The organism is Stenotrophomonas sp. 22LJNL06-5-1, assembly GCF_056861455.1.
In genome coordinates this window covers 152,395-165,757 of record NZ_JBSPUE010000004.1, presented here as the reverse complement: position 1 = coordinate 165,757, position 13,363 = coordinate 152,395, and the positions used below count along the sequence as shown (strand labels likewise).

10 protein-coding genes are annotated in these 13,363 nt (G+C 67.6%); 2 read left to right on the top strand and 8 right to left on the bottom strand.

The window, feature by feature from the left end; genetic code table 11:
* Positions 1–96: 96 nt before the first annotated feature.
* The 4 genes from AC13GF_RS10980 to AC13GF_RS10965 form a co-directional block, all read right to left on the bottom strand.
* Positions 97–504: a glycine zipper 2TM domain-containing protein gene (locus AC13GF_RS10980; protein WP_483004624.1), complete on the bottom strand. Its 408-nt coding sequence runs from the start codon at positions 502–504 to the stop codon at positions 97–99.
* A 246-nt stretch (positions 505–750) separates the two neighbouring features.
* Complete coding sequence (locus AC13GF_RS10975) at positions 751–2,742, bottom strand: XVIPCD domain-containing protein (protein WP_483004743.1); 1,992 nt, start codon at positions 2,740–2,742, stop codon at positions 751–753.
* Positions 2,743–2,853: 111 nt separating this feature from the next.
* Entirely contained in the window at positions 2,854–3,624 is a 771-nt protein-coding gene (locus AC13GF_RS10970) for a hypothetical protein (RefSeq protein WP_483004623.1), read from the bottom strand.
* Positions 3,625–4,002: 378 nt separating this feature from the next.
* Positions 4,003–4,641, bottom strand: a complete 639-nt coding sequence (locus AC13GF_RS10965) for a response regulator (protein ID WP_126928894.1) — start codon at positions 4,639–4,641, stop codon at positions 4,003–4,005.
* Positions 4,642–4,715: 74 nt separating this feature from the next.
* Here AC13GF_RS10965 and AC13GF_RS10960 point away from each other — a divergent pair, with 74 nt between their 5' ends.
* Complete coding sequence (locus tag AC13GF_RS10960) at positions 4,716–8,315, top strand: ATP-binding protein (protein ID WP_483004622.1); 3,600 nt, start codon at positions 4,716–4,718, stop codon at positions 8,313–8,315.
* On the opposite strand, the gene AC13GF_RS10955 is transcribed toward AC13GF_RS10960, so the two are convergent.
* The gene (locus AC13GF_RS10955) at positions 8,309–8,710 is read right to left on the bottom strand and encodes a c-type cytochrome (RefSeq protein WP_483004621.1); all 402 of its coding nucleotides are present in this window, start codon (positions 8,708–8,710) and stop codon (positions 8,309–8,311) included. The genes AC13GF_RS10960 and AC13GF_RS10955 overlap by 7 nt on opposite strands.
* A 65-nt stretch (positions 8,711–8,775) precedes the next feature.
* Positions 8,776–10,452 carry an electron transfer flavoprotein-ubiquinone oxidoreductase gene (locus AC13GF_RS10950; RefSeq protein ID WP_483004620.1) on the bottom strand — a complete coding sequence of 559 codons (1,677 nt, stop codon included), beginning with the start codon at positions 10,450–10,452 and terminating at the stop codon, positions 8,776–8,778.
* A gap of 257 nt (positions 10,453–10,709) precedes the next feature.
* Here AC13GF_RS10950 and AC13GF_RS10945 point away from each other — a divergent pair, with 257 nt between their 5' ends.
* Positions 10,710–11,873, top strand: coding sequence for an acyl-CoA dehydrogenase family protein (locus tag AC13GF_RS10945; RefSeq protein WP_483004619.1), 1,164 nt, complete (start codon positions 10,710–10,712; stop codon positions 11,871–11,873).
* 315 nt (positions 11,874–12,188) lie between these two features.
* Here the strand turns inward: AC13GF_RS10945 and AC13GF_RS10940 are convergent, their stop codons facing one another.
* On the bottom strand, positions 12,189–12,668 hold the full coding sequence (locus tag AC13GF_RS10940; RefSeq protein ID WP_005407625.1) for a tRNA (cytidine(34)-2'-O)-methyltransferase: 480 nt from the start codon (positions 12,666–12,668) through the stop codon (positions 12,189–12,191).
* A 69-nt stretch (positions 12,669–12,737) separates the two neighbouring features.
* The gene (locus AC13GF_RS10935; RefSeq protein ID WP_483004618.1) at positions 12,738–13,214 is read right to left on the bottom strand and encodes an XAC0231 family protein; all 477 of its coding nucleotides are present in this window, start codon (positions 13,212–13,214) and stop codon (positions 12,738–12,740) included.
* Positions 13,215–13,363: the final 149 nt, after the last annotated feature.

The following is a 13,363-nucleotide window of genomic DNA, read 5'->3' as shown; positions in this document are numbered from 1 at the left end:
CAAGGCTGCGCATTCAACGCCATGCACGCGGCCAACGCAAACGGGCGGGTCATCGACCCGCCCGTCCGTGCATCGGCATGGGAGATGCCGCGCTGCTTACCAGCCGCGATGGCGACCGCGGTCGTGGTAGTAGCGGTTGTCGTAGTAGCGCTCGCGCTGCCAGCGACGGTCGTCACCGCGGTCGTAGTAACCGCTGCGGTAGTAGCCACGGTCGTAACGGCGATCGTAGCGGTCGTCGTAACGGCGATTGTCGTAGTAACGACGGTCGCGGCGGTCGGAGGTGGTCAGGTTGCCGATCGCACCGCCGGCCACGGCGCCGCCGACGGTGGCAGCGGGATCGCCGTTGGAGAGCAGGTTGCCGGCCACGCCACCGACCACGGCGCCGACCAGGGTGCGCTTGTCCTTCCTCGACATCGCGCTGGCATCGCTGACCACGGCCGCACCGGCCACCAGTGCCAGAGCCATCGCCAGACCACGGAAGCTGAGTGCGGAAGTACTGAGCATGTTCGGTTCTCCTGTGAGGTGCATGCCACGCTGGGCAGGGAGGGCGCGGGGCGCCCGGCTGCCGTGGTGCCCACGCTGGCGTTCCAACATTGCCGGAACATTGCCTGGTCCACCGTGCGGCTTGCGCATTCATCTAGCGGCAGGCGGCATGAAGCAAGGCTGAAAGCGGCCTCGGCCGCTCAGCTGGCAGAAAGGGAAAAGGCCACGCGGACGTGGCCCTCCCTTCTCTGCCAAGGCGTTGCGGGCTTAGACGCCCATCGCCTTCTGTGCCTGCCGGGCCTGCTCCTGCTGCGCGTCCTGCTGCTGGTGCAGCACGTTCGGCGCGCCCTGCACGGCACCGCTGCTGAGCGCCAGGCTCTGCTCGCTGGCCGCACGGGTGTCCACCGCCACGCGGCTGGCGGCGGGGTCGCCGATCGTGCCCTGCACGGCAAACAGGCGCTCACCGTTCGGGCTCGGCACCACCGTGTCGATGCGCTGCAGGCCGGCAGCATGCGCCTCCTTGGTCAGGGCTGCGGCGGCGCTTTCCAGCGCGTGGCGATCCTTGAAGGTGCCTGCCGGCATCAGTTCCAGACCCTTGCTGGCCTGGATGAAGAGCGGATTGCGCGGGTGCTGTTCGTCGTTCAGCAGCGGGCGATCGCGGGCTTCCTTGATTGCCTCCAGCGTCTTCACCCCGACAATGCCGTCGGCCACCAGGCCGTTGTCCTTCTGCAGCTGGCGCACCGCCGCGTCGGTGTTGCGGCCGAAGCGGCCATCCTCGACCAGCGGCTTGCCGTCGGCACCGACGTAGCCGAGGTGGCCCAGCTGCTCCTGCACCTTGCGCACGCCCTCGCTGTGCGCGCCCTGCTTGTACAGTTCGGCGTGCGGGGTGGCAGCGGCCTTGTGCTCGGCCGCAGGCTTGCCCTGGGTCTGCTCATGCGACTGGGTGCGGTTTTCCAGCAGGTCGCGCGCCTTGGACAGCGGATCGGAGGCGTACAGCTTCCAGTTCGGGTGGTCCTTCACCTGCTTGAGGTAGTCCTCCACCGGCATGGTGTGCACGCCCTTGCTGCCGGTGGACTGGCTGATCAGCAGCTTGTCGGTGTTGGGGTCGCGCACCACCATCACGATGTGGTCGATGCCGTTCCAGTGCTCATGGCGCGTCTTGGCCGTATCCAGGCCGATGATCATGCCTTCCTTCAGCGCATCGGGCTTCAGGATCGCGTCGCGGTCCAGCAGCACGCCGGACTGGTCGAACGCCTTGCGCACGATGCCGCCGGAACCCAGGTTGCCCAGGTCGATGCGATCAGCCTTGCTGAACACCGCGTGCCCGGCCTTCTGGTTGATCTCGTCCATGGTCTGGTTCTGCAGGGTGCCGACCCAGCCGGAACAGTCGATGTAACCCTGCTCCACGTTCTTGCCGGTCTTGCCCGGTACGTACAGCGCGTGACCCGGAATGTTGATGGCGTACTTCACGTGGTCGTACTTCACGCCGGCCTCGTAGGCGGCCTGCAGTTCGATGCCCGGCTTCGGTGTGGCAGCCGCCGCTGCGGTGGCCGCCAGCGTGGCTGCACCCGCCGCCACGGCTGCGCTGGCCTGTGCAGGCGCTGCTGGGGTCTGGCCCTGGCCCTGCGCCACCGCCTGCGGTTCGATGTTCTTTTCCGGAATGCTGATCGCCGCGTACTTGTGGATGTAGTAGCTGGAGAAGGTGCGTGCCAGGTCGCCGTCGTTCATGCCGCGCATCTCGGCCAGGGTGTGGCCGGTCAGCGCCTTCGCGTCGGAACCGATCTGGTTCAGCACGTTGCGGCGCATGTTGATCTCTTCGCCGTGGCTGTTGCGGACCACGCCGAAGGTGCCGGTGGCAATGGCGGTCTGTACCGAGCCATAGCCGGCGCTGCCCTGCTGGTGGGCCAGGTACAGGTCCAGCCCGGTGGGCGTGTCACCGCCGGACAGGTAGGGGTTGCCGGTGCGCTCGTTGCGGCGTGCCATCGAGTCCAGGTTGTCCTGGTACATCTGCGCGGCCGCTTCGGTGTTGCGGGTGGGGTCGAACTCGTGGCCGGTCAGGTGGTACTGGCGCGCGGAGCTGGGCACGAACTGGAACAGGCCCTTGGCGCCGGATGAGGTGTTGTGGGCGCGCTCGTTGAAGGTGCCGCCAGTCTCGATGTGCGCGAAGCGCATGAAGTCATCGACCGGAATGCCTTTCTGCCGGGCGACCTGCTCGACGATGTCCAGGACTTCCTTTCTGCTGTAGTCATGCTGTGCCATGACGTTTTCCTCGGGGTTGATGGAGCGGCGCATGCCGCGAATCGCCAACCGGACTCATCCGTGAGTCAAGAACATGTCGGTCAACAGGGAACCCGCGCGTGGCGGGTGCTATCAGGGCGCGACGTACTGCTGGGTCGCGCTGTCGAAGGTGTAGTGCACGGCGTCGCCGGCACCCAGTGCGCGGGTCTTGCCGGGGCCTTCGATGGTGGTGCCCTTGAAGGTCACGGTCAGTCGCGGCAGGCCGTTGCCGTCGGCAGCGAAGGCCAGTTCGCCATCGCTGTCGGTGCAGGGCATCACGTTGCCTTCGTCGCAGGCGGCGCTGTTGTCCTCGCCCGTACGCACCGAACCGACATAGCGCCAGACCTTGCTGTCCACGTCGTCTTCGCTGCGCTTGGGGTTGAACAGCAGCAGCGCATAGCCGGTGCTGCTGATGCCGCGATCGAAGCCGCTGGTCGGCACCGCCAGCAGCAGGCGGCCGTCGGCGGTGCGATGTTCAAGCGGCTTGCGCCGGGTATCGACATCGTCGGCCTTGTCGTACGCGCCCAGTGCGCCGATGGTCCATTCCTGGCCACGGAACTTCCATGGCTTCTTGGCGTCCGCGCCGGCCAGCACGAAGGTGGCCTCAGCGAGGTTGGCGCGGTCATCCGGACCGGCCGGCGTCTGCTCGCCCGGCTTGCCGTAGTGCTCGCGGGTATCCCAGGAGAAACCCGTGTAATACGTGGTGCCATCGAGGGTGAAGGTGTGGCCGAACCAGAAGGTCGCCACGCTGCCGTTCTGGACCTCGTAGGAGGTCGCGCCATCGCCGTCCACCTGGTAGGTGAAATACATCACGGTCGGCGCGTCGGGCGGGGTGACGGCGGCATCGGGGGTGGGGGTCTGCATCGGGGCAACATCCTGTCGGGGCGCATTGGCAGCCTGCGCAGGCGCGCCGGGCTGGGAGGACGAGGGGGCCGGATCGGCGGCGCTGCAGGCGGCAGCGGAAAGAGAGACGAGCAGGCACGCTGCGAATGCGCGCAGGGGCTGCAACGGCAGGGTCCAACGTAGCTCAGGGGGGTGATGCATGCGCCTCTCCATGGTCAGCGTTGCCGGGCCAGACGGCCGGCAGGAAACCGCACCCCATCCACCAGGGACGGGAGCGAGGACATGAGCCGGTCGATTCCTTCGACCTCGCATTGAGAACTCATGCCGGGCCATCTTGGCACAGATCGGCGGCCGGTCAAAGAGGGCGGTGGCAGATGCCCTTCTTGTGTGATCTGGCTCTCAGATCTTGCCGTCGCGCAGGTAATCGAACAGCTCGGCGTCGCCCTTCAGGCCCAGCTTGAGCATGGCGTCACCTTTCTGCCGGCTGATGGTGCTGACGCTCTTGTGCAGCTGCAGCGAGATTTCCTTCACGGTCATGCCGGTGCCCAGCAGCCGCAGCACCTCCACCTCGCGTGGCGACAGCGGCTTGCCGTCGCCCTCGCGCATGCGCCAGCTGCCGGCGGCCTCGACCCGCTCGCGCAGGCTGCGGCTGATGTAGGGCTGGCCCCGGTAGACCGACTGGATGGCCTGCGGCAGTTCGTCCATCGACGAACTCTTGTCGACCAGGCCGAGCACGCCGCTGTCGAGCACCATGCGCAGGATCGCCAGGTTGTTGGAGACACTGAGCATCAGCACCGGCAGGTCGGGATGACGGCGGCGGATCATGCCGATCATGGCGAAGCCGTCGGCCTGTGGGCTGCCCGGCATGGAGTAGTCGGTCACCAGCAGGTCGCAGGGCTGGCTGCCGAGCAGGGCCATCAGCGCCTGTGCGCTGTCGGCTTCGCCGACCACGCGGCCAACCCCGCTCGATTCGATGACGGCACGGGTACCGATACGGACCACCGGGTGGTCGTCTGCGATGATGATGCGCAAGCTCATGCTCTAGTATGGCCACCGGGCACGCCGGACCGCGACCATCGCGGTTCCTGGCAGATTCTAGGAGATCGACGCCGATGCGTAGCTGGGCTGTTCGCGGGCTGGTCCTGCTGCTGGCCGTGCTGGTGCTGCCTGCGGCGCTGGCACAGGCGGTGCCTGGGCCGTTGCCGCTCAGCCAGCTGCAGCGCGAGTACCTCGCCGCGCATCCGAGCATCGTCGTGGGCCAGTATGACAGTGGCTGGCCGCCGTTCGAGTCCCTCCGTGATGGCCAGCAGGTCGGCCTGGGGCCGGATTATCTGTCGCTTCTCGCCCGTCAGCTGGGTGTGAAGGTCGAGGCGAGGCGTTATTCCGACTGGACATCCGTGCTGGATGCGGCATGTCGTGGCGAGATCGATGTGGTGATGAATGTCGGTCTCAGTGCCGACCGCACCCGCTGCATGGTCTATACCGCTGCCTATGGCGAGGCACCGCTGGCCCTGGTGGGACGCCCGGATGATCTGCGTGCCTCCGACATCCCCGACCTGGATGGACTGCGGGTGGTGATCGAGCAGGACTTCCTGACCGGCCCGCAGGTGCGGGCGCGCTTCCCCCGGGCACGACAGCTTGTCGCAAACAACTCGTTGGCGGCGCTGGAGATGGTCAGAGACGACAAGGCCGACGTTTACATCGGCAATGCCTACGTGGCCACCGAACTGATCGCCCGCGAGGACCTGCAGGGGGTCGTGCTGCTGCGCCCCAGCGATCTGCCGCCCGAACGGCTGCACTTCGGCATTCCCAACAGCAAGCAGCCGCTGGCCGAAGCGTTGGACCTGGCGCTGGCCGCGACCAGCCAGGCCCAGCGCGATGCCCTGGTGCAGCGCTGGCTGCCACCTCCGCGCTGGTCGGCATCGGCACAGCTGGCGCTGAGCCAGGCCGAGAAGCGGGTACTGGAGCAGCCGTTGAAGATCGGCTTCGCGCCGAACGCGGCGCCGCTGTCGTTCGCCGACGAGGATGGAAAACCCAGTGGCCTGGCCAGCGAATACCTGCGGCGCCTGCTGCAGGCCGGCGCCAACCTGCAGGTGGAAAACAGCCATGACTGGTACGAGGTGCGCGAGAAGGCGCGCCGCGGCGAGCTGCAGGCGGTAATGGGCATTCCTGCCGATTCGCGCTACCTGGGCCCGGACTGGGTGTTCAGCCAGCCCTTCATCAGCGTGCCGAACGTGATCGTCAGCCGGCGGGACAGCCCGGCGCTGCTGGGCCTGTCCGACCTGCAGGGCAAGCGGGTGCTGCTGTCCGATCCGGAGCGCGTGCGTGGCTACGTGCTGCAGCAGGCACCGCAGGCCCGGATCATCGCGGCGCGCAGCGCGGAACAGGCCCTGCAGCGCCTGATCAATGGCGACGCCGATGCCTATGTAGGCAACCTGGCACTGGTTGACCATCTGCTGCGCAGCCGCTTCCCGGGGCGCCTGCAGGTGGCCGCACCGGCCGGCTTCAACGATCAGCTGGTGCTGGCTGTCGAGCGCCGCCATGCCGCCCTGGCCACCACCTTCGACCGCCTGCTGCTGCAGATGACCCCACGCAAGCGCGAGGCGCTGCGCGGCGACTGGCTGGCCGTCGAATACCGCAACGGCCTCGACTGGAACAGTGTGGCGCACTGGGGCGTGCCGCTGCTGCTGGTGCTGCTCACCGCGCTGCTGGTGCACGCCGTCGGGCATTGGCGGCTGCGCCGCGAGGTGGCCGGACGACGTCATCTGGAACAGCGCCTGGCTGAAGTCACCGACAACCTGCCCGCCGTGGTCTATCAGGCGCGCCGTGCGGCAGACGGAACCCTCAGCTTCCCGTTCATTGCCGGTGACCTGCAGGCGCTGTTCGGGATCAGCCGGCAGCAGGCCGAACAGGATGCAACGTGCCTGCTGGAGCGCATCGAGGAAGACGACCGCGAGCACATCCTGCATGCGGTCGAGCAGGCGGCGCGCCAGTTCGCACCGCTCATTCTCGAATTCCGGCTGCGACCTGAAGGCAGCGGCGCGCGCTGGGTGCGCAGCCAGGCCCATCCCTATGCGGCGGAGGCGGGCGCGGTGACCTGGAGTGGTTACTGGGTGGATGTCAGCGAGGCACGTGCGCAGGCCGAGGCCCTGACTGCGGCCAAGGCCGACGCCGAACAGGCCGCGGAGGCGAAGTCGCGTTTCCTGGCAACCATGAGCCATGAGATCCGCACGCCGATGAGTGGCGTGCTGGGCATGCTGGAAGTGCTGGCGCATTCGCCGCTGGATGCCGAGCAGCAGCGCATCCTCGGGGTCATCGAGGATTCGGCGCAGATGCTGCGGCAGATCCTCGACGATATCCTCGATTACTCGCGGCTGGAGGCCGGCGCGCTGCGCCTGGAACCGGTGCCGCAGCCGCTGCGGCCATTGCTGGAAAGCGTGTGCCGGTTGCTGTCGGCGCAGGCCAGTGCACGTGGGCTGGACCTGCACGTGCAGATCGACCAGCAGCTGGCAGCCGCGCACGAAGTGGATGGCGTGCGCCTGCGCCAGATCGTGTTCAACCTGCTCAGCAATGCCATCAAGTTCACCGTGCGCGGCGAAGTCCGGCTGCAACTGGAGGTACTGGGGCCGACCGCCGAAGACGGCAGCCAGCCGCTGTGCTTGAGCGTCACCGACACCGGCATCGGCATCGCACCGGAACAGCTGCAGCATCTGTTTGCGCCGTTCACCCAGGCCGGTGCGTACATCCAGCGCGACCATGGTGGGACCGGCCTGGGCCTGAGCATCTGCCAGCGCCTGGTGCAGATGATGGACGGCGAGCTGGAACTGCACAGCACGCTGGGCGAGGGCACCCGCGCCGAGGTGCGGCTGTCGCTGGTGGAAGCCGGCAGTGGTGATGTTGAAGCGCTGGTCGCCGAGCAGGAACAGGCGGCGCTGCTGCCGCCGGCGCTGCGCGAGGCGCGTGTGCTGGTGATCGAAGATCATCCGACCAACCAGGCGATGATGGCCTGGCGCCTGCAGCAACTGGGTGTGCCGCACGTGCTGGTCGGTGATGGCCAGCAGGGGCTGGATCGGTTGGCGTCGGAGCCGTTCGATCTGGTCATCACCGATTGCCGGATGCCGGTGCTGGATGGTTTCGCGTTCACCCGCCTGCTGCGCGAACGCGAGGGCCGCAACGGCCAGCCGCGGCTGACCGTACTGGCGCTGACCGCCAGTGTGCTGGACGACGATGCACGGCGCTGCCGCGAGGCCGGCATGGACGAGGTGCTGGCCAAGCCGCTGTCACTGGCCACGCTGCGTACCGCGCTGCTGCGCTGGTTGCCGCAGGCGCAGGGACAGTCGTTCGAGGAGCCGCTGGCCGAGTCCGCTGCCGACGATGGCGGGACGCTGCCCGATCTGGACAGCCTGCAGCAGCGCTTCGGATCACGTGCGGTGGCCGAGCAGTTGCGTGACAGCCTGTTGCAGGCCAGCGAAAGCGATCTGGCGGGCGTACAGCGCGCCGTGCAGGCCGGTGACCGCGAGACCGCGGCGCTGCACCTGCATCGCCAGGCCGGTGGCTTGGGCGCGGTGGGAGCGACGGTGCTGGCCGCGCAGGCCAATGCGTTGGTGGAGCGTCTGCAGGATGCGGCGGAAACCGATGTGGCGCCGTTGTTCGCGGCAGTGGCGGAATTTGTGGCACGGCTGCAGCAACAGCTGCAGCGCCTGGCTCACTGAGCCGCCTGCTGCTGCAGGTAGGCGATCACCAGCGCGCGGCGTTCGGCGCTGGGGAAAGCGTTGTACATGCGCGTGCCGGGCACCACGTGGGTGGGCGACTGCAGGAACGCATCCAGGGTCTGCGCGGTCCAGGTGATGTCGGCACGGCGCATGCCATCGGAGTAGCCGTAGTCGGGCAGGCTGCCGGCGCGACGACCGATCACGCCGTGCAGGTTCGGCCCGAAGCGGTGGATGCCACCGGGCTGCACGGTGTGGCAGCCGGCACACAGTTCAAACGCGCGCTGCATGGCCTGCTGGCGCGCCTGTTCCGGCGTGGTCGGTGCCGCAGGCGGGCGCTGGCAGGCCGTGGCCGCCAGGGCCACGGCAACGGTGATGAGCAGGCGGAAAGCACGCATGGGCGGGCAGGATAGCGACGCAGCGGGGCAGGTGGGCTGCGACACGCGGTCGCAGCCCGGAGCAATCACATGCCCGAATAGTTCGGGCCGCCACCGCCCTGCGGGGTCACCCAGACGATGTTCTGGGTCGGGTCCTTGATGTCGCAGGTCTTGCAGTGCACGCAGTTCTGCGCGTTGATCTGCAGCCGCGCGTTGTCGGCCTCGCCGACGAACTCGTACACGCCGGCCGGGCAGTAGCGTGCTTCGGGACCGGCGTACTCGGCCAGGTTCACCTTCACCGGAATGCTGGCGTCCTTCAGCGTCAGGTGGCTGGGCTGGTTCTCGTCGTGGTTGGTGCTGCTCAGGAACACCGAGCTGAGACGGTCGAAGGTCAGCACGCCATCCGGCTTCGGGTAGGCGATGCGGGTGTGCTTGGTGGCCGGTTCGAGGCAGACATGATCCGGCTGCGTGCGGTGCAGGGTCCACGGCGGGTTGCGCACGCCCAGCTTCGGCAGCAGCCACTGCTCCACGCCGGTCATCAGTGTGGCTACGGTCTGGCCCTTCTTGAACCACTGCTTGAAGTTCTTGGCCTGCTGCAGTTCGGTGAACAGCCAGCTGGCTTCGAACGCCTTCGGGTAGGCGCTCAGTTCATCGTGCTGGCGGTCGGCGGCCAGTGCATCGAACGCGGCGTCGGCGCACAGCATGCCGGTCTTGATCGCGGCATGGCTGCCCTTGATGCGGCTGGCGTTGAGGTAGCCGGCCTCGCAGCCGACCAGCGCGCCACCGGGGAACACCGTCTTCGGCAGCGACAGCAGGCCACCGGCGGTGATCGCACGCGCGCCGTAACCGATGCGGGTGCCACCCTCCAGGTGCTTGCGGATGGACGGATGGGTCTTGAAGCGCTGGAACTCTTCGAACGGGCTCAGCCACGGGTTCCTGTAGTCCAGGCCGACCACGTAACCGATGGCGACCTTGCCGCCGTCGGCGTGGTACAGGAATGCACCACCGTAGGTGTCGCTGTCCAGCGGCCAGCCGGCGGCGTGCACCACCAGGCCCGGCTCGTGCTTGGCCGGGTCGATCTGCCACAGTTCCTTGATGCCGATGCCGTAGGCCTGCGGGTCCTTGCCTTCGTCCAGCTTGTAGCGGGCGATCAGCTGGCGGCCGAGGTGGCCGCGCGCGCCTTCGGCGAAGATCGTGTACCTGGCCTGCAGCGCCATGCCGCGCTCGAAGGCTGGGCCGATGCTGCCGTCCTTCTCGATGCCCATGTCGCCGGTGGCCACGCCGATCACTTCACCGTTGTCGCCGAACAGCACTTCGGCGGCGGCGAAGCCGGGGAAGATCGCCACTTCCAGCGCCTCGGCCTGCTGCGCCAGCCAGCGGGTCACTTCCCCCAGGCTGATGATGTAGTTGCCTTCGTTGTGGAAGCACTCCGGCAGCAGCGCGTTGGGCGTGCTGCGTGCGCCGGTTTCGCTGAGGAACAGGAATTCGTCGCGGGTGACCTTCTGCTTCAGCGGTGCGCCGCGCTCGGCCCAGTCCGGGAACAGTTCGGTCAGTGCGCGCGGGTCCATCACCGCGCCGGACAGTACGTGCGCGCCTGGCTCGGAGCCCTTTTCCAGCACGCACACCGACAGCTCCCGGCCGGCTTCGATCGCGCGCTGGCGCAGGCGGATCGCGGTGGCCAGGCCGGCGGGGCCGGCGCCGACGATCACCACGTCGAACTCCATTACTTCACGCGGGGGCAGGGCGTTGGCTTCAGCGCTCATCGATTGCATGACTCGTGGGTAGGGCCGGCATCGGGGCCACCGGCGGTGCCTGGGAATCGCGCGTGCGGCCACGGGCGAAACGGTTGTTTGAATGTGTCAGGGTACCGGGCCGCGCGTGATCGAGCTAGATCGCCGATGTTCACACCCGGATTGCTGCAATGCAGCGTAGGGCCGCAGCTCTGGTGGGTGCCGACCTTGGTCGGCACGCTCTGCCCGGATGACCGACAATGGCCGGGTCCTGACTGCGTGTGAGTGCCATGGCTTTGCATCCGTACGATCTGTTCGATGTCCGTTCCCTGCTCAACGAGGAAGAGCGCGCGGTGCAGGAGAGCGTCGCCCGCTTCACCAACGAGCGCGTGCTGCCGATCATCGGCGATGCCTTCGACCAGGCCCGCTTCCCCGATGAACTGGTGCCGGAGATCGCCGCGCTGGGCCTGCTCGGTGCGACCCTGCCGGCCGAATACGGTGGCGGTGACCTCGGCGCGGTCAGCTACGGCCTGATCTGCCAGGAACTGGAGCGCGGCGATTCCGGTCTGCGCAGCTTCGTCTCGGTGCAGAGCTCGCTGTGCATGTACCCGATCTACGCTTACGGCAGCGAGGAACAGCGCCAGCAGTGGCTGCCGGCGATGGCACGCGGCGAACTGATCGGCTGCTTCGGCCTGACCGAGGCGCACGGCGGTTCCGATCCGGCCAGCATGAAGACCCGCGCGGTGCGCGACGGCAGCGACTGGCGCATCAGCGGCAGCAAGATGTGGATCACCAGCGGCCCGGTGGCCGACCTGGCCATTGTCTGGGCACAGACCGAGGACGGCATCCAGGGCTTCGTGCTGGAAAAGGGCATGGCCGGCTTCACCACGCAGGAAATCAAGCACAAGATGAGCCTGCGCGCGTCGCTGACCGGTGCGCTGTACTTCGATGACGTGCGCGTGCCCGACAGCCACCGCCTGCCGAACGTGAAGGGGCTGAAGGGGCCGCTGGGCTGCCTGACCCAGGCCCGTTTCGGGATCAGCTGGGGCCCGATCGGCTCGGCCATCGCCTGCCTGGATGAAGCACTGGGCTATGCCAAGGAGCGTGTGTTGTTCGGCCGTCCGCTGGCCGCCACGCAGAGCGCGCAGATCAAGCTGGCCGAGATGGCCCGCCGCATCACCACCGCGCAGTTGCTGGCCCTGCAGCTGGGCCGCCTGAAGGAAGCCGGCCAGCTGCAGCCGCAGCAGGTCAGCCTGGCCAAGTGGAACAACTGCCGCATGGCCATCGACATCGCCCGCGAGTGTCGCGACCTGCTGGGTGGGGCCGGCATCACCACTGAGCACGTGGCGATCCGGCATGCACTGAACCTGGAATCGGTGATCACCTATGAAGGCACCGAGACCGTGCACCAGCTGGTGATCGGCCGCGAGCTGACCGGCATCAACGCCTTCTGAAGCCTGGTTCCGGTGGGTGCCAACCTTGGTTGGCACTTCTCTCCAGAAGTTTCTGCAGCCCCCCTGGAGCTGCCTTTGGTAGGTGCTGACCTTGGTCGGCACATTCCTTCGGCGCGCGACCGGGCATCGGTGCGGACCAAGGTCCGCACCCACCAGAAGCGATCCAGAGCCACCAGAAGTTCTCAGCAGTCCCCTGAACCTGCCTTTGGTGGGTGCCGACCTTGGTCGGCACATTCCTTCAGCGTGCGACCGGGCAGCGGTGCGGACCAAGGTCCGCACCCACCAGGAGCGGTTCACACCCACCCCGGAGCGGTTTTACGCCCCGCCGGCAAACCCATGCTGCCGCCACGCTTCGTACATCACCACGGCAACGGTGTTGGAAAGATTGAGGCTGCGGTTGTCCGGCCGCATCGGCAGGCGCAGGCGGCGCCCATCGGGCAATGCATCGAGCACGTCCTGCGGCAGGCCGCGGCTTTCGGGGCCGAACAGGAAGGCATCACCGTCTTCGAACGCCACGCTGTCATAGCGGACGCTGGCACGCGTACTCAGGGCGAACAACCGCTTCGGTGCGATCCGCGCCAGCGCGGTGTCCAGGTCGGGGTGCACCTGCAGTCGCGAGTACTCGTGGTAGTCCAGGCCGGCGCGCTTGAGCTGCTTGTCTTCCAGTGCGAAGCCGAGCGGCTCGACCAGGTGCAGCTGCGCGCCGGTGTTGGCGCAGAGCCGGATCACATTGCCCGTGTTGGGCGGGATTTCCGGTTGGAACAGGATCACGTGGAACTGGGGCGCGGCATTCATCGGCGCAGTGTACCTGCGACGGCGGCCGCCTTTGCGGCGCACGCCCTGCGCTGGGCAGGGCGGCACCGCTTACGGGCGCAGCAGGACCTGGGCGGTTTCGGTGGCCAGGGCCTGCAGGTCGGCGGCGCTCGGGCGCACCTGCAGGGCCGGCAGGTTGACGATGACCGAGTGGGCGACGTTGGTGGCGGCGGCAGCCAGGGTGGCGGCGTAGCGCTGTGCTTCCAGTTCGGCGGCCAGGGCGACGCGCTGCTCCAGGCTCGGGCGCACTTCCACCGAGGCCAGCGTGGTGATCGGCAGTGCGGCGGCGACCGGGGCGGCGACGTAGCCGCTGCGCTCGGCCAGCTGATCGGCGCTCGGGCGCACTTCCACGGTGGCCAGGGTCGGGATGCCGCTGGCCTGTTCCCAGGCCTGCTGGGCCAGCTGGTCGGCAGCCGGGCGAACCTGCACGGTGGCCAGGGTCTTGATGGATTCGGAGGCCTGCACCGACGAAACAACCGCGGTGCCGGCAATCAGGGCGATGGCGATGGCAATGGTCTTGGCGTTCATGACGGGGCCTGTTTAGTGTTGGTGATCAGTGGTGTGGTAGTAAGGTAGTACACCAATTCTGGGCTTGCAAGGAAAATTTTCGGTTTCCTGCATTTGTTCAGTCTTCAGTCATCTTTCGTCTGAAGCCCTTCCTGGCGCAGGAAGTACCA

Coding starts and splice junctions, on each gene's coding strand:
- AC13GF_RS10980 (WP_483004624.1), bottom strand. CDS start 504: ATGCTCAGTACTTCCGCACTCAGCTTCCGTGGTCTGGCGATGGCTCTG.
- AC13GF_RS10975 (WP_483004743.1), bottom strand. CDS start 2,742: ATGGCACAGCATGACTACAGCAGAAAGGAAGTCCTGGACATCGTCGAG.
- AC13GF_RS10970 (WP_483004623.1), bottom strand. CDS start 3,624: ATGCAGACCCCCACCCCCGATGCCGCCGTCACCCCGCCCGACGCGCCG.
- AC13GF_RS10965 (WP_126928894.1), bottom strand. CDS start 4,641: ATGAGCTTGCGCATCATCATCGCAGACGACCACCCGGTGGTCCGTATC.
- AC13GF_RS10960 (WP_483004622.1), top strand. CDS start 4,716: ATGCGTAGCTGGGCTGTTCGCGGGCTGGTCCTGCTGCTGGCCGTGCTG.
- AC13GF_RS10955 (WP_483004621.1), bottom strand. CDS start 8,710: ATGCGTGCTTTCCGCCTGCTCATCACCGTTGCCGTGGCCCTGGCGGCC.
- AC13GF_RS10950 (WP_483004620.1), bottom strand. CDS start 10,452: ATGAGCGCTGAAGCCAACGCCCTGCCCCCGCGTGAAGTAATGGAGTTC.
- AC13GF_RS10945 (WP_483004619.1), top strand. CDS start 10,710: ATGGCTTTGCATCCGTACGATCTGTTCGATGTCCGTTCCCTGCTCAAC.
- AC13GF_RS10940 (WP_005407625.1), bottom strand. CDS start 12,668: ATGAATGCCGCGCCCCAGTTCCACGTGATCCTGTTCCAACCGGAAATC.
- AC13GF_RS10935 (WP_483004618.1), bottom strand. CDS start 13,214: ATGAACGCCAAGACCATTGCCATCGCCATCGCCCTGATTGCCGGCACC.